Source organism: Halomonas sp. WWR20 (assembly GCF_054602495.1).
Genome location: NZ_JBTRHR010000007.1, coordinates 81,841 through 96,507, shown reverse-complemented (window position 1 = coordinate 96,507; position 14,667 = coordinate 81,841). Strand labels below are relative to the sequence as shown.

The following is a 14,667-nucleotide window of genomic DNA, read 5'->3' as shown; positions in this document are numbered from 1 at the left end:
CTCTCGCGTTTATTGATTGAGCAGTTGGGCGGCGCGTTTGGCGAAGTAGGTCAGTACACCATCGGCACCGGCACGTTTGAAGCACATCAGGGATTCGAGAATGATGCCGTCGGCCTCCAGCCAGCCGTTTTCGAAGGCCGCCATATGCATGGCGTATTCGCCGCTGACCTGATAAGCGAAGGTTGGCACCCGCAATTCGTCCTTGACGCGGCGCACCACGTCCAGATAGGGCATGCCCGGCTTGATCATCACCATGTCAGCCCCCTCAGCGAGGTCCATTGCCACTTCGTGGATGGCTTCGTCGCTGTTGGCGGGATCCATCTGATAGGTCGTCTTGTCGGCCTTGCCCAGGTTACCGCTCGAGCCGACCGCGTCGCGGAAAGGCCCGTAATAGCGTGACGCGTATTTGGCGGAATACGCCATGATCCGGGTGTTGTGCAACCGTTCCTGTTCGAGCGTCTGGCGAATCGCGCCGATGCGTCCGTCCATCATGTCGGAGGGCGCCACCACGTCGGCGCCCGCCTCGGCGTGCGACAGAGCCTGCTTGATCAGGGTTTCGACGGTACGGTCGTTAAGCACATAACCCCGTTCGTCAAGGATGCCGTCCTGGCCATGCACCGTGTAGGGATCGAGTGCCACGTCGGTGATCAGGCCCAGCTCGGGCAGAGCGTCCTTGAGGGCACGTACGCTGCGCTGGACCAGTCCCGAGGCGTTGTAGGCTTCTTCGGCAAATTCACTTTTCAGGCTAGCGTCGACCACTGGAAACAAGGCCAGGGCCGGCACGCCCAACGCCGCGACTTCACGCGCCTCCTCGATCAGCAGGTCGATCGACAAGCGTTCTACGCCCGGCATGGACGGCACGGGTTCGCGGCGATTCTCACCGTCGAGCACGAACACCGGCAGGATCAGATCCGCTGGCGTCAACGTGGCTTCACGCATCAGACGCCGGGAGAAATCATCCTTGCGCATACGACGCAGACGTGTAGTGGGGTACTGACGAGAAGAGGCGTAACTCACGGTATATCTCCGGTCGTGTCAGATTCGACCGCTACGCAGGCCAGTGTGCGGCGATCGTGTGACAGTGATATGACAACGGGGTGTGGTGTGTCGAGTTTATTGAGTATATCAGGAGCCGATGGATCAAGACTGCGGGCGCTTGTCGCACGTCTTGGTTGTCGCTGGCTATAGGACTCTCTAGAGTAGTAGCTTTTTGGCCATTGATGGTGGCGAGCCTGCTGTCGCGGGCCTCCTCCAGGAGACAGGATGCATGAACAAGAACGTCGCGGTAATTCTTTCCGGTTGCGGGGTATACGATGGCTCGGAAATCTATGAGACGACCCTGACACTGCTGCGTCTGGATCAACGCAACATTACCTATCGCTGCTTTGCTCCGGACATCGATCAGTATCACGTCGTCGATCACCGCACCGGGGACGTCGTCGAGGGCGAGACCCGCAACGCGCTTACCGAGGCGTCGCGACTGGCGCGTGGCGAGATCTCACCGTTGGCAGAGCTGGATGCCGGCGCCTTCGACGGGGTGATTGTGCCGGGAGGCTTCGGTGCCGCCAAGACGCTATCGAGCTTCGCAGTGGCCGGGGCCGACATGGAAGTGTTGCCGCTGCTCAAGGAGAAATTGTGCGATTTCCGCCAAGCCGAAAAGCCCATCGGATTGATGTGCATCGCTCCGGTACTGGTGCCTCGGCTGTTCGACGAGGTCATTCCGGTCACCATCGGCAAGGACGCCGCTGTCTCGGGGGCGATCAGCAGCATGGGAGGATTGCATAAAAGTTGCGCTGTCGGCGATGTGGTGGTCGATCGCGAACACCGGGTCGTGACCACGCCGGCCTATATGCTCGCCGAACGCATCAGCGAAGCCGCTGAAGGCATTTTCAAGCTGGTCGACAAGCTCGATGAAATGATCGTTACGGAGTGAGCCGTTGGTTCGAAGAAAAAGGCCCTGCCGGACATATGGCAGGGCCTTTTTCATCTGGGGGCAGCACTTATGCCGCGTCGTCGGAAGTGTCCGTATCGTGTCTGCGTCGACGTACCAGGCGCGCGAACAGGATGCCTACTTCGAACAGTAGCCACATGGGCACGGCCAGCAGACTTTGCGAGATGACATCCGGCGGGGTCAGCAGCATACCGATCACGAAGCAGCCGAGGATCACGTAGGGGCGTTTCTTGGACAGGCTTTCGACGCTGCTCGCACCGGTCCAGATCAACAGGAAGGTAGCGATGGGAATCTCGAAGGCCACGCCGAAAGCGAAGAACAGCTTGAGCACGAAGTTCAGATACTGATTGATATCGGTCATGATGGCGATGTTCTCCGGGCCGGTATGCACGAAGAAATCGAACAGCAACGGGAATACCACGAAATAGGCAAAAGCCGCTCCGCCATAGAAGAGCGCGATGCTGGAGGCCAGCAGCGGCAGCGCGAGCAGCTTTTCATGCTCGTAGAGTCCCGGCGCGATAAACGCCCAGGCCTGATGCAGGATAAAGGGTATCGAGGCGAACACCGCCACCACCAGCGTCAGCTTGAAAGGGGCGAGAAAGGGCGAGGCGACCTCGGTGGCGATCATCTGCGAACCGGCCGGCAGCAATGCCATCAAGGGGTCCGCGACGAAGCGGTAGATGTCGTTGGAGAACGCATACAGCGCTGCGAAGATGATCAGCACCACGATAACCGCTTTCATCAAGCGTGAACGCAGCTCGATGAGATGCTCGATCAACGGGGCCTGAGGCGTCTCTTGAGGCGGGCGGGTATCACTCATCGGGACGCGGGATCCTTATCGTCGGCGGAAGCGTTCTCGGGCGACGTGGGACGTTCGCTACGTTCAGGCGCGCGGCTCTCTTCAGGCGTCCGGCTTTCTTCAGGAACTCGATTCTCTTCAGAAGTCCGGCGCTGCTTCTGCTGGCCGGCCATGTCGACGGCGTCACCGGTGGCAACGCGTTCGCTCGATGACGCGGGGGCCTGGGGCGTGTCGGTCTCGCGGGAGACGGTGCCCGATGTCTGAGCCGGCTTGTCGGCGGCAGAGGAACGAGGCGGCGCCTCGACCTGTCTTTCGACCTCGGCGCGCGCTTTGGCAAGACCGTCATCGAGCTTTTTCTGTTGGTCGGCGAGCTTCTGCCGCAGTTCCTCGGCTTCGAGCTGTGCAGTGATCTCACGTTGCATGCCGGCGACGCTGCGCTTGATTTTACCGATCCACAGCCCGGTGGTGCGGGCCGCCTTAGGTAGGCGTTCGGGACCCAACACCAACAGCCCAACGATGCCTATCAGCATCAACTCGAGAAAGCCGATATCGAACATACGTGCTTATTTCCGCTCGGTTTTTTCTTCGGCTCGCGGGGCGTTTTCCGCCTTGACGTCATAGGTTTCGCCGGCCTCTTCATGGCTGACGCGATGCTGAGGGTCGTCCTTGTGCTTCTCTTCCTCGCCCATCGCCGACTTGAAACCCTTGACGGCGCCACCCAGGTCGCTACCGACGTTGCGCAGCTTCTTGGTGCCGAAGATCAGGATGATGATGCCGAGTACGATCAGCAGTTGCCAGATACTGATGCCACCTAACATGAGATGTCTCCTCTAGGCCTGGTCTCGAAAGATACAGGCGCCTAACGTAAGGGTCGTGCCGCTTTTTCTTCGAGGCCGGACATGCCGAAACGGCGTGCCAGCTCGTCCAGTACTGCTTGGTGCTCGATGTCCAGATGCGACAGCATCACCAGACTATGAAACCACAGGTCGGCGGTTTCGGCGACCAGGGCCTGATGACTCTCCACATTCTGGGGATCGAAATCCTTGGCCGCCAATATGGTCTCGGTGGCCTCTTCGCCGACCTTCTCGAGAATCTTGTTGAGCCCCTTGTGATGCAGCTGAGCCACGTACGAGCTTTCAGGGTCGCCATGGCGGCGCTCAACCAGAACCTTGGACAGCTGCAGTAGAATATCACTCATAGATGACAGTTCTCATATCTTCACGTTACGGCTGGCACATTGCGTGTCGCGAGAGTTTTGTGTGTCGCGAGAGTTTTCCGAGGCTGCTATCAGCGCCAAGCCAGTAGCACAATTCCCAGGCCAGCCGCGCCGAGAACGGGCAGGGGCTGTTCCTGAGCCCAGGCCAGTAGGGGTTGCCAGGCCAGGGCCAAGGCCAACAGCAGCAGGCCAAGACGCAGGCGACGGGTGCTGGCGCCTGCGCGGTCCAGGCGTTCGCGCATCGCGGTCAGCGCCTGGGCCTGGAGGTGGCGCTGCTTGTGTTCGACATCCAGACGCGACAGCGCCTGATGGGCCAGCACCGGCAGCTCGGGCAATTGATGCGAGAGCTCGGGCGCCTGCTGCTTGAGCGACTGCCAGAAACCGATCGGGCCGGCCCGCTCCTTCATCCAGCGCTCCAGATAAGGCCGTGCCGTGCTCCATAAATCCAGCTCCGGATACAGCTGGCGCCCCAGGCCCTCGATGTTGAGCAGCGTTTTCTGCAACAGCACCAGCTGCGGCTGCACCTCCATGTTGAAGCGCCGCGCGGTTTGAAACAAGCCGAGCAGCACCTGACCGAAGGAAATATCCTTGAGCGGTTTCTCGAGGATCGGCTCGCAAACGGTACGGATCGCCGCGGCGAACTCATTGGCCCGGGTGCCTTCACCGACCCAGCCGGATTCGATGTGCAGTGCCGCTACCTGATAATAGTCCTGATGAAAGAAGGCCAACAGGTTGCGCGCGAGATAATCCTGATCCTCGCGGGTCAGACTGCCGACGATACCGCAATCGATGGCGATATAGCGCGGGTCCTGCGGGTGTTGTCGGGAGACGAAGATATTGCCCGGGTGCATGTCGGCGTGGAAGAAATTGTCGCGGAACACCTGGGTGAAGAAGATTTCGACGCCTCGTTCGGCCAGCTTGCGCAGATCGGTACCCTGGGCGCGCAATGCCTCGATGTCAGCCACCGGAATACCGTGGATACGCTCCTGCACCATGACCCGTTTGCGCGTCAGCTCCCAGTAAATGGCCGGCACATAGAGTAGCGGGGAACCCCGAAAATTGCGCTTGAGCTGGGAGGTGTTGGCGGCCTCCTTGTGCAGGTCGAGTTCATCGAACAGGGTCGATTCGTAGTCGGCAATCACCTCGACGGGGCGCAGCCGGCGCGCCTCGGGAATGCGTCGCAGCATGCGCGCGAACAGGTACATCAGCGCGATGTCCTTGCGCATCACCCGATCGATCCCCGGGCGAATGATCTTGACCACCACGTCTTCGCCGCTGTTGAGGCGAGCGGTATGCACCTGGGCAATCGACGCCGAGGCCAGCGGTTCGAAGCTGAACTCGGCGAAGGCCACTTCGACGCTCATGCCGAGTTCTTCTTCGACCAGTGCACGTGCCGCCTGGCCTGGAAAGGGTGGCACCTGATCCTGGAGCCGCTTGAGCTCGTCGGCGATGTCCGGCGGCAGCAGGTCGCGGCGCGTGGAGAGCATCTGACCGAACTTGACGAAGATCGGACCCAGTGATTCCAGGGCCAGACGCAGCCGCTGTCCACGGTTATGCGCGCCGGTAGGCACCAGGCGCAGCGGCGAAAGGCGAAACAGCACACGCAGCAGAGGAGGCAAGCGCTCGACGGGGATCAGGGTGTCGAGTCGGTAGCGCAGTATCACCCAGCCGATGCGTATGAGTCGCAGGTTCACGTAGGCGTCTCCAGGCGAGACGGTTCAGCACTGTCACGGGGCCGCTCCGCCAGGCGAACCAGGCGCGCCAGGCGGGCCTCCAGACGATCGGTGGCGATCTCGAGCTCAGTCAGGTGGTCGCGGAGCATGTCCCGCTGCTGGCGTCCCGGCAGGACGCGCGCCTCCTCGAAGATGTACTCGCGCATATCGGCACTCAGCTCGCGGCGCGAGCGCAGCCCCCAGCGGCCGAAGTGACGTAGCCCCTCGGCCAGTTGATGGGCGGGAACATCGCCCAGCCACTGGGCGATGGCACCTTCCCAGTCGAGGTCGAGATCCATGAGCAGGATCCGCGCCTCATCGAGGATTGGAACGCGTCCGCGTACCGATAGCCGGCCCGAGAACATCAAGCGCTCGACGTTCTCACCCGCCAGTAACGCCCCGAGTGATTCGCTGTCGAGCTCGACCACCACGTCGCTGTCGCTTTCCTGCGGGTCGGGTTGGCGCAGCAGATGCAGGCCGTGGGTGTCGAAATGCACCAGCAGGTTGAAACGAGGCTTTTCAAGACGCAACGACAGGTGCCGGCCGTTGAGCCGGGCAAGGCGTGACGGAGCGGCGGGGTCTCGGGCCAGCATGCCGTTGATCAGCTTTTCCGCACTTGCCAGCAGCAGGGGAAACATCAGGGACATCGTGACCTCACAGCTTGATGCCGCGGTGCAGGGCGACGATACCGCCGGTCATGTTGGTGTATTCGACACGCTCCAGGCCGGCGGCTTCCATCATCGACTTGAGCGTTTCCTGATCGGGATGCATGCGGATCGATTCCGCCAGGTAGCGATAGCTGTCGGCATCGTTGGCCACCCATTCGCCCATCTTGGGCAGGATCTTGAACGAGTAGTCGTCATAGGCGCGCGACAGCAGAGGATTGCTCGGCGTGGAGAACTCCAGCACCAGCAGCCGTCCACCAGGCTTGAGTACCCGGGTCATGGAGCGCAGAGCGGCATCCTTGTCGGTCACGTTACGCAGACCGAAGGCGATGGTGATGCAGTTGAAGGTATTGTCGGGGAACGGCAGGCTCTCGGCGTTGGCCTGCACGTATTCGACGTTGTCGCCCACACCCTGGTCGAGCAGCTTGTCGCGGCCCACGCGCAGCATGGAGGCATTGATATCGGCCAGCACGACGCGGCCGTTGGGGCCGACCAGGCGTGAGAACTTCAGTGTCAGATCGCCGGTGCCACCGGCGATATCGAGCACGCTATGGCCGGGGCGCACGCCAGCGCGCTCGAGCGTCAGACGTTTCCACAAGCGATGGATGCCAAACGACATCAGATCGTTCATCACGTCATAACGGGCCGCCACCGAGTGAAAGACGTCCGCCACCCGGGCGGCCTTCTCATCGACGGGAACTTCCTGATAACCGAAGTGTGTCGTGCGCTTATCCATGACCTTCCCTTGGTGAGAGAGCAGGCCATGCCTGCAAGGGGATTTGTTGCATCGAGCGGCATTGTAACGTCCGCCCCGGCCTTTGTCTTTGACCGTCCGCAGTAGGTGCCCGCGACAACATGACGCGACTAGAGTTGGCGTACCGGGATACCCAGCGCTTCCCGGGAGCCCCCGGCCTCTTTCAGGCGCCGCTCGTAGTCCGCCCACCACTGCGCCTGGTGGGTCGCCATCCGATAGAGGTACTCCCAGGTAAACAGGCCGCTGTCGTGGCCGTCGTCGAAATGCAGCTTCAGGGCGTAGCGTCCGGTGGGGGTGATGTTCTGCAGGCCCACATCCTTCTTGCCGACCTGAAGTACGGCGGTCGCGGGGCTATGTCCCTGGACCTCGGCCGAAGGCGAGTAGACGCGCAACAGTTCTGCCGGTAGCCGGTACGTCGTGCCATCGGCATAGCCCAGTTCGAGTTCGCGGGCGCGCTTGTGGTAATGCACGCGATTGGGAGTCGGAGCGCTCATGGCTGTTTCCTGTCCAGGAGGCGCCCGACGAAGGCCGGGCGCCAAGGATAATGACAACTTACAGAATATAGCGTGACAGGTCTTCGTCCATGGCCAATTCACCCAGCTGGGAATTGACATAGTCGGCATCGACGGTCAGCGGACCCGCAAAATCGCTGCCTTGGAAGGAAGGCTCTTCCAGTAGCCGCTCCATCACCGTGTGCAGACGACGGGCGCCGATGTTCTCGGTACCCTCGTTGACCTGGAAGGCGATCTCGGCGATGCGTGCGATGCCGTCATCGGTGAACTCGATATCGAGTCCCTCGGTGGCGAGCAGGGCCTGGTACTGCTTGGTCAGTGCCGCGGAGGGCTCGGTGAGGATGCGCTTGAAGTCGTCGGGGGTCAGCGCGGAGAGCTCGACGCGAATCGGCAGGCGCCCCTGCAACTCGGGGATCATGTCCGAGGGCTTGGACAGATGGAAGGCGCCGGAGGCGATGAACAGGATGTGATCGGTCTTGACCATGCCGTGCTTGGTCGACACCGTCGAGCCCTCGATCAATGGCAGCAGATCGCGCTGCACCCCCTCGCGGGAGACATCGGCACCGCCGGACTCGCCGCGCTTGGCGACCTTGTCGATCTCGTCGATGAACACGATGCCGTTCTGCTCCACCGCCTCGATGGCGCGCTGCTTGAGGTCCTCGTCGTTGACCAGCTTGGCGGCTTCCTCTTCCTGCAGCAGCTTCCAGGCATCCTTGACCGTGACCCGGCGGCTCTCGGTCTTCTGCTTGCCCATGTTGGAAAACAGGCTCTGCAACTGGCTGGTCATCTCCTCCATGCCCGGCGGCGTCATGATATCGACACCCTGCGCCTGGGGCGTGATCTCGATATCGATCTCCTTATCGTCGAGCTGTCCTTCGCGCAGTTTCTTGCGAAACGTCTGGCGGGTCGCGGAGTCGTTGCGGGTGGTGTCGTATTCGCTGCCGCGTGCCGGCGGCAGCAGCGCATCGAGAATACGGTCCTCGGCGGCGTCCTCGGCCTTGTGCCGGACTTCCGCCTTGGCCTGCTCGCGGACCAGTTTCATGGCCATTTCGATCAGATCGCGGATGATTGACTCGACATCGCGACCCACATAGCCCACCTCGGTGAACTTGGTCGCCTCGACCTTGATGAACGGCGCGCCCGCCAGCTTGGCCAAACGCCGGGCGATTTCCGTCTTGCCGACCCCGGTGGGACCGATCATCAGGATGTTCTTGGGGGTAATTTCCGGGCGCAGCGTATCGTCGAGCTGCATGCGGCGCCAGCGGTTGCGCAGTGCGATGGAAACGGCGCGCTTGGCGTCGGCCTGACCGACGATGTACTGGTCCAGCGCATGGACGATTTCGCGGGGAGTCATCTGTGACATGGGATCAATCCAACGCCTCGAGAACGATGTTGTGGTTGGTGAACACGCAGATATCGGCGGCGATGTTCAGGCTTTTTTCGGTGATTTCACGTGCCGACAGGTCGGTGTTCTCAAGCAGAGCGCGGGCCGCGGCATTGGCGAAATGCCCACCGGAGCCGATGGTGATGATGCCGTGCTCGGGCTCGAGAACGTCGCCGGTACCGGTGATGATCAACGAGGCCGACTTGTCGGCGATGGCGAGCATCGCTTCCAGGCGCCGCAGGGCACGGTCGGTGCGCCACTCCTTGGCCAGCTCGACGGCGGCCTTGGTGAGATGGCCCTGATGCTTCTCGAGCTGGGCTTCGAAACGTTCGAACAGCGTGAAGGCATCGGCGGTGCCGCCGGCGAAGCCGGCCAGCACCTGGCCACGATGGAAGCGGCGTACCTTGCTGGCATTGCCCTTCATTACCGTGTTGCCCAGCGATACCTGACCATCACCAGCCAAGGCAACCTGATCGCCGCGGCGCACGGACACGATTGTGGTCATGTAAGAAAAACTCCGTTAAGGGTGACGGACACCCGGTGACTTTGACCCGGTGACATTGACGCGACGCAGCATGAAAACATGCGCCGGGCAGCCGGCGCCGAGGCGAACATGCGCCTCATCGGTGTGTCATGGCGCCGTGGGTGGGTGAATTCACCCGGCGATGCCGTGGGCATCGCGAATGAGAATGGAAATGCGGGCGTGGGACGCCGAAATCAAGGTATCGGCAGATCGCTTACTCCTGCAGTTTGATCAGCAGAGGTTCGATGCCCTGTGTGACCATCAGATCCTGGGCGCGGGAAAGCTCCCGGGTATCCTGGTAAGGGCCGACCTGCACGCGATGCCAGAGCTGGTCATCGGAGGTGCGCACCGAGGTGATCTTGGCCAGCAGGCCGAAGTCGCGCAGTCGGCTGGCCAAACGCTCGGCATCGTCGCTGGCCTTGAAGGATGCCGCCTGCAGCATATAGCGGCCTGAGGCGGGCGACGACGCTTGGCTGGCGGGCTGGCCGTTGGAAGGTGTGCTGGCGGCCTTTTCCGGCGGGCGCGGCGTGGAGTGGTAGGCCTCGACCTTGGGGGCGATGACCTCGGATTCAGGCAGCAAGGTATAGAACTCGAAGGTCGGCATGCGCGACGCCTGGGACGCATCCGTCTCGGGCTCGTCAGCCGGTGCGCCGCTGTCGGATGACGACACCTGGCTGGCGGGCTTGGGCACCACCGTGGCCACCGGTGCCGGGGCGGACTGTTGCAGATACTGGGACAGCGCGAAGCCCGCCACCAGGCCGATTACGCCCCATAGCCATCCTGGCATTCCGCGGCGTTCGCCGCTGCCGGAAGATGACGGACGGCGGCGGGTCGTAGCGCCCTTGGGGGCGCTACGACGGGGAGCTTGTCCGCGTTGAGCGGGCCGACGTGCCATGAATTACATCTCCTCGGGTGCGCTGACCCCGAGTAGGGACAGGCCGTTTTTGATCACCTGGCGGGTCGCCAGGCCCAGCGAGAGTCGAGCATTGCGCAGGGCCGCGTCGTCGACCATGACCTTGATGGCGTTGTAGTAGGTGTGGAAGTCGGCGGCGAGATCGGTCAGATACTGGGCGATCTGCTGCGGCTCGCGAGACTTGGCCGCGTGCTCGACCACCTCGGGGTAGCGGGCCAGGCGATTCATCAACGCCTTTTCCTGATCGGCATCGAGCAGGGCGAGATGGTCGACGGCCAGGCCGAGATCGAAGCCGCGATCCTCCGCCTCGGCCTTGCGCAGCACACTGCACACCCGGGCATGCGCGTACTGGATGTAATACACCGGGTTGTCGTTGGATTGCGAGCGCGCCAGGTCGATATCGAAGGTCAATTGAGAATCGGAGCGGCGCGCGGCCAGGAAATAGCGGGTCGCATCACGCCCGACCTCATCGATCAGGTCGCGTAGGGTCACGTAGCTGCCGGCGCGCTTGGAGATCTTCACCTCCTGGCCGGAACGGGTCACGGTGACCATCTGGTGCAGCACGTAGTCCGGCCAGCCCTGAGGTATGTCGGCTTTCAGCGCCTGTAGTCCGGCGCGTACACGGGTAATGGTCGAATGATGATCGGCGCCCTGTTCGTTGATCACTTCCTTGAAGCCGCGCTGCCACTTGTCGAGATGATAGGCCACATCGGGGACGAAATAGGTATAGCCGCCGTCCTTCTTGCGCATCACCCGGTCCTTGTCGTCGCCGAACTCGGTGGTGCGCAGCCACAGCGCGCCGTCATCTTCGTAGGTGTAGCCATTGGCGACCAGGCGTTCGACGGCGGTCTCGACCTTGCCTTCGGCGTACAGCGAGGATTCCAGGAAATAGACGTCGAACTCGACGCCGAAAGCCTTGAGATCGAGATCCTGCTCGCGGCGCAGATAGGCCACGGCAAAGGCGCGGATCGCCTCGAGATCGTCGACGTCGGCGGCACCGGTCACTTCACGGTCGTCGGCGACCACCATCTCGCCGGCCAAGTAGGCATTGGCGACGTCGATAATATAATCGCCGCGATAGCCGTCGGCCGGCCAGCTTTCATCATCGGGGCCCAGGCGCTTGGCGCGGGCCTGTACCGACAGCGCCAGATTGTCGATCTGCGCGCCGGCATCGTTGTAGTAGAACTCGCGGGTGACATCGTATCCGGTGGCCTCGAGCAGCCGGCACAGACAGTCGCCGATGGCCGCTCCCCGCCCGTGACCCACGTGCAGCGGGCCGGTGGGGTTGGCGGATACGAACTCTACCTGCACCGGGGTGCCCACGCCGATCAGGCTGCGTCCGTAAGTGTCGCCATTGTCGAGAATGGTCGGAATCACCTGCGCCACGGCATCGGTGGCGGCGAAGAAGTTGATGAAACCGGGGCCGGCGATCTCCGTGCGCTGCACGGCGTCGCTTTGCGGCAGCGCCTCGACCAGTGCAGTGGCCAGTTCGCGAGGCTTGCGGCCCGCCGGCTTGGCCAGCACCAGGGCCAGGTTGGTGGCGTAATCGCCATGGGCCTTGTCCTTGGTCGGGTCGACCTTGATCGCCGGCGTGGCGTCCTGGGGCAGCACCCCCTGCTGCTTCAGCGTGTCGAGAGCGGCGTCAAGCAGTTCGATGATGGTGTCTTTCATGTCGTGGTTTCGCATTCCAATGAGGCGGCAGCGGGTCGCGGGCGGCTGGGGCGCGGGTTGCCTCCCGTGGGATGACCCTCGCATGGGCGGCCATTATCGGCAATTGCCGCCGTGCTTTAAACCCGTAGCCCGGTTATCGGCCAAAGCCGGGAGCAATGGACCGCATAGAGTGCAGGGAAAACAGCGTCGGATGTGGCGGAACATCAGCTCAGTGTCTGAGGGTCGACGTCCAGCGACCAGCGGATCCGTCGGGCTTCTGCGGCGTTTTCCAGCCAGCCGATCAGCCAGGCACAAGCCTCGTGCAGGGCCCCGCGCCGGCTGCCGGAGAGCATCAGTTGAACGTGATAGCGGTTCTGGCGCCGCTCCATGGGGGCCGGAACGGGGCCCAGACACTGCACTTCCGCGGCGCGCGTGGCGAGTTGCCGCTCAAGCCATTCGCGCAGTGCTTCGCCGGCGCGCAGGGCGAGAGCGGTGGCGACCTCTTCGCGAGCCGCTTCCACGCGCAGCAGTGCTAGGTGCCGATAAGGCGGCAGGCCCGCCAGGCGGCGCTCCTCGAGCAGTTGGGCGGCCAGCGCGTCGTAACCGCTCTCGGCCAATAAACGCAGGTTGGGATCGTCGGGGTGAAGGGTCTGCACCAGCACCCGGCCGGGATGCTCGGCGCGTCCGGCGCGCCCGGCCACCTGGATCAGCAGTTGGGCGCTCTGCTCCAGGGCGCGAAAATCGCTGGCGTAGAGGCCGGCATCGGCATTGACCACCACGACCAGGGTGACGTGGGGCAGGTGGTGGCCCTTGGCCAGCATCTGGGTGCCCACCAGCAGACAGGGCTCGCCACGCTGCACGTCGGTGAGAATCTGCCCCAGGGCATCCTTGCGCCGCGTGCTGTCGCGGTCGATACGATGCACCGGCACGTCGGGGAACAGCGCTGTCAGCGTCTCTTCGCTGCGCTCGGTACCTGCTCCCAACGGACGCAGGTCGGCGCTGGCACAGGTCGGACAGGCGTCGGGCAGCCCCTGAACCGTGTCGCAGTGATGACAGATCAACTGCGCCGGCTGGCGGTGCAGCGTCATGCGCGCATCGCAATGCGGGCACTCGGCGAGCCAACCGCAACTGTGGCAGGCCAGCGTCGGGGCGAACCCGCGCCGGTTGATGAACACTAGCACTTGGCCCTTGGCGGCGAGCGCCTGGCGGATGGCGTCGATCACCGGGGCGATCAGGCCACCCTGGCGCGGGCGTCCTCGCAGATCGACCAGTTCGAGCCTGGCCGGGGCGTGGCGGCTGGCGCGACGTGTCAGCCGCAGGTGGCGGTAACGTCCGGAGCGGGCTTGGGCGAGGCTCTCCAGCGCCGGGGTGGCGCTGCCCAGCACGATGGGGATCTTCTCGCGGTGGGCGCGCACCAGGGCCAGGTCGCGGGCGTGATAGCGCAGGCTGTCCTGCTGCTTGAACGAGCCGTCATGCTCCTCGTCGACAATGATCACGCCGGGACGTGCCAGCGGGGTGAAGATCGCCGAACGCGTGCCGATGACGATGGCGGCACGCCCCGAGCGGGCCGCTTCCCAGCCGTCGAGTCGCTCGAGATCGCTGAGCCCCGAGTGCAGCGCCACCACCGGTGCCCGAAAGCGCTTGCGAAAACGTGCCAGGGTCTGGGGGGTGAGGCCGATTTCGGGCACCAGCACCAAGGCTTGGCGGCCGTGGCTCAGCACCGCCTCGATCAGTTGCAGATAGACTTCGGTCTTGCCGCTGCCGGTCACGCCATGCAGCAGGCAGGGATGGTAGCGGTCGAGCCCTTCATGAAGCTCGGCCAGCGCCGAGGCCTGCTCGCGATTGAGCGTCAGCGCCGGCTCGGCGAGTACCGGCCCCTGCTCGGCGGCGCTGGCCATCAGCGGTTCTTCGCTATGGGTGACAAGCCCCTTGTCGCGCAGCCCGGTCAACTGGGCCCGCGTGAATCCCTGGGCGGTGATGGCGGAGGTCACCAGGCCGCGAGGATGCTGGCACAATAGCGCCAAAAGCTCCGCCTGACGCCGGGCGCGCCCGAGCTCCAGGGGCCGCTCGCAGTCGCTGGCCTGCCAGCGCTCACGGGTGCGCGCTTCCAGTGGCCGCCCCTGGCGCAGCGGTGCCGGCAGCGCCTGGTGCAGGGTATCGCCGAGCCCATGCTGGTAGTAGCGCGCGGTAAAACGGCAGAGCCACAGCCAGTCTGCGGGGAGCGGCGTCTCGTCAAGACAGGCCGCGATGGGTTTGAGCTGGGCCAGGGGAATCTCGCTGCTGTCGCGACAGGCCACGACGATGCCGACGACCTCGCGCCGGCCGAAAGGCACACGTACGCGCAGACCCGGCTGCCAGCCGCAATCCGGCGCGGTGCTGCCCGCCAGATAATCGAAGAGTCGGCGCAGGGGCGTAGGGACGGCGACGACCAGAACCTGCGGAGTGGATCGAGCGGGGGATGTGGCTGGCAATTGGCCTCCGGCGTTGGCTCTGCTAGAATGCCCGGCCTCCATGCGTCGGGATGCGTGGAACATAACCGGTTTTTTCAACCCGTGTGCGGTGCCTGGCGGAGATCAGGTGGCGGCACA

15 protein-coding genes are annotated in these 14,667 nt (G+C 63.4%); 1 reads left to right on the top strand and 14 read right to left on the bottom strand.

Going from position 1 to position 14,667, the window contains the following annotated elements; translation table 11 throughout:
- Positions 1 to 9 precede the first annotated feature (9 nt).
- Entirely contained in the window at positions 10 to 1,017 is a 1,008-nt protein-coding gene (hemB, locus tag ACW4DH_RS13985) for a porphobilinogen synthase (RefSeq protein WP_459637010.1), read from the bottom strand.
- A 250-nt stretch (positions 1,018 to 1,267) separates the two neighbouring features.
- Here hemB and elbB point away from each other — a divergent pair, with 250 nt between their 5' ends.
- A complete protein-coding gene (gene elbB, locus ACW4DH_RS13980) occupies positions 1,268 to 1,933 on the top strand; it encodes an isoprenoid biosynthesis glyoxalase ElbB (RefSeq protein WP_459637009.1) in 666 nt (221 codons plus the stop codon).
- 67 nt (positions 1,934 to 2,000) lie between these two features.
- Here elbB and tatC read toward each other — a convergent pair whose 3' ends face one another.
- From tatC to ACW4DH_RS13915, 13 genes are all read right to left on the bottom strand, one after another.
- The gene (tatC, locus tag ACW4DH_RS13975; protein ID WP_459637008.1) at positions 2,001 to 2,771 is read right to left on the bottom strand and encodes a twin-arginine translocase subunit TatC; all 771 of its coding nucleotides are present in this window, start codon (positions 2,769 to 2,771) and stop codon (positions 2,001 to 2,003) included.
- Positions 2,768 to 3,307 (bottom strand): Sec-independent protein translocase protein TatB, encoded by a 540-nt coding sequence (gene tatB, locus ACW4DH_RS13970; RefSeq protein WP_459637007.1) that lies wholly within the window; start codon positions 3,305 to 3,307, stop codon positions 2,768 to 2,770. The genes tatC and tatB overlap by 4 nt, the downstream gene beginning before the upstream one ends.
- A gap of 6 nt (positions 3,308 to 3,313) precedes the next feature.
- A complete protein-coding gene (gene tatA / locus ACW4DH_RS13965; RefSeq protein WP_459637006.1) occupies positions 3,314 to 3,568 on the bottom strand; it encodes a Sec-independent protein translocase subunit TatA in 255 nt (84 codons plus the stop codon).
- A 41-nt stretch (positions 3,569 to 3,609) separates the two neighbouring features.
- On the bottom strand, positions 3,610 to 3,948 hold the full coding sequence (locus ACW4DH_RS13960; protein WP_459637005.1) for a phosphoribosyl-ATP diphosphatase: 339 nt from the start codon (positions 3,946 to 3,948) through the stop codon (positions 3,610 to 3,612).
- Positions 3,949 to 4,037: 89 nt separating this feature from the next.
- Positions 4,038 to 5,660 carry a ubiquinone biosynthesis regulatory protein kinase UbiB gene (gene ubiB, locus ACW4DH_RS13955; protein ID WP_459637004.1) on the bottom strand — a complete coding sequence of 541 codons (1,623 nt, stop codon included), beginning with the start codon at positions 5,658 to 5,660 and terminating at the stop codon, positions 4,038 to 4,040.
- The gene (locus ACW4DH_RS13950) at positions 5,657 to 6,325 is read right to left on the bottom strand and encodes a ubiquinone biosynthesis accessory factor UbiJ (RefSeq protein WP_459637003.1); all 669 of its coding nucleotides are present in this window, start codon (positions 6,323 to 6,325) and stop codon (positions 5,657 to 5,659) included. Before ACW4DH_RS13950 ends, ubiB begins: the two co-directional genes overlap by 4 nt.
- A gap of 7 nt (positions 6,326 to 6,332) precedes the next feature.
- Entirely contained in the window at positions 6,333 to 7,079 is a 747-nt protein-coding gene (ubiE, locus tag ACW4DH_RS13945; protein WP_459637002.1) for a bifunctional demethylmenaquinone methyltransferase/2-methoxy-6-polyprenyl-1,4-benzoquinol methylase UbiE, read from the bottom strand.
- Positions 7,080 to 7,207: 128 nt separating this feature from the next.
- Positions 7,208 to 7,591 (bottom strand): gamma-butyrobetaine hydroxylase family protein, encoded by a 384-nt coding sequence (locus ACW4DH_RS13940; RefSeq protein ID WP_459637001.1) that lies wholly within the window; start codon positions 7,589 to 7,591, stop codon positions 7,208 to 7,210.
- A 58-nt stretch (positions 7,592 to 7,649) separates the two neighbouring features.
- Positions 7,650 to 8,972 carry an ATP-dependent protease ATPase subunit HslU gene (gene hslU / locus ACW4DH_RS13935; RefSeq protein ID WP_459637000.1) on the bottom strand — a complete coding sequence of 441 codons (1,323 nt, stop codon included), beginning with the start codon at positions 8,970 to 8,972 and terminating at the stop codon, positions 7,650 to 7,652.
- A 4-nt stretch (positions 8,973 to 8,976) separates the two neighbouring features.
- Positions 8,977 to 9,498: an ATP-dependent protease subunit HslV gene (gene hslV / locus ACW4DH_RS13930; protein WP_459636999.1), complete on the bottom strand. Its 522-nt coding sequence runs from the start codon at positions 9,496 to 9,498 to the stop codon at positions 8,977 to 8,979.
- A 232-nt stretch (positions 9,499 to 9,730) separates the two neighbouring features.
- The gene (locus tag ACW4DH_RS13925; RefSeq protein WP_459636998.1) at positions 9,731 to 10,411 is read right to left on the bottom strand and encodes an SPOR domain-containing protein; all 681 of its coding nucleotides are present in this window, start codon (positions 10,409 to 10,411) and stop codon (positions 9,731 to 9,733) included.
- A 3-nt stretch (positions 10,412 to 10,414) separates the two neighbouring features.
- On the bottom strand, positions 10,415 to 12,100 hold the full coding sequence (argS, locus tag ACW4DH_RS13920; RefSeq protein ID WP_459636997.1) for an arginine--tRNA ligase: 1,686 nt from the start codon (positions 12,098 to 12,100) through the stop codon (positions 10,415 to 10,417).
- 203 nt (positions 12,101 to 12,303) lie between these two features.
- Positions 12,304 to 14,592, bottom strand: a complete 2,289-nt coding sequence (locus ACW4DH_RS13915; protein WP_459637190.1) for a primosomal protein N' — start codon at positions 14,590 to 14,592, stop codon at positions 12,304 to 12,306.
- Positions 14,593 to 14,667: the final 75 nt, after the last annotated feature.

Excerpts from the sequence above, each read along its gene's own strand:
- tatA (WP_459637006.1), bottom strand. The coding sequence starts at position 3,568 with ATGTTAGGTGGCATCAGTATCTGGCAACTGCTGATCGTACTCGGCATC.
- hslV (WP_459636999.1), bottom strand. The coding sequence starts at position 9,498 with ATGACCACAATCGTGTCCGTGCGCCGCGGCGATCAGGTTGCCTTGGCT.
- ACW4DH_RS13925 (WP_459636998.1), bottom strand. The coding sequence starts at position 10,411 with ATGGCACGTCGGCCCGCTCAACGCGGACAAGCTCCCCGTCGTAGCGCC.
- argS (WP_459636997.1), bottom strand. The coding sequence starts at position 12,100 with ATGAAAGACACCATCATCGAACTGCTTGACGCCGCTCTCGACACGCTG.
- ubiE (WP_459637002.1), bottom strand. The coding sequence starts at position 7,079 with ATGGATAAGCGCACGACACACTTCGGTTATCAGGAAGTTCCCGTCGAT.
- tatC (WP_459637008.1), bottom strand. The coding sequence starts at position 2,771 with ATGAGTGATACCCGCCCGCCTCAAGAGACGCCTCAGGCCCCGTTGATC.
- ACW4DH_RS13940 (WP_459637001.1), bottom strand. The coding sequence starts at position 7,591 with ATGAGCGCTCCGACTCCCAATCGCGTGCATTACCACAAGCGCGCCCGC.
- ACW4DH_RS13950 (WP_459637003.1), bottom strand. The coding sequence starts at position 6,325 with ATGTCCCTGATGTTTCCCCTGCTGCTGGCAAGTGCGGAAAAGCTGATC.
- hslU (WP_459637000.1), bottom strand. The coding sequence starts at position 8,972 with ATGTCACAGATGACTCCCCGCGAAATCGTCCATGCGCTGGACCAGTAC.
- ACW4DH_RS13960 (WP_459637005.1), bottom strand. The coding sequence starts at position 3,948 with ATGAGTGATATTCTACTGCAGCTGTCCAAGGTTCTGGTTGAGCGCCGC.
- ACW4DH_RS13915 (WP_459637190.1), bottom strand. The coding sequence starts at position 14,592 with ATGGAGGCCGGGCATTCTAGCAGAGCCAACGCCGGAGGCCAATTGCCA.
- elbB (WP_459637009.1), top strand. The coding sequence starts at position 1,268 with ATGAACAAGAACGTCGCGGTAATTCTTTCCGGTTGCGGGGTATACGAT.
- tatB (WP_459637007.1), bottom strand. The coding sequence starts at position 3,307 with ATGTTCGATATCGGCTTTCTCGAGTTGATGCTGATAGGCATCGTTGGG.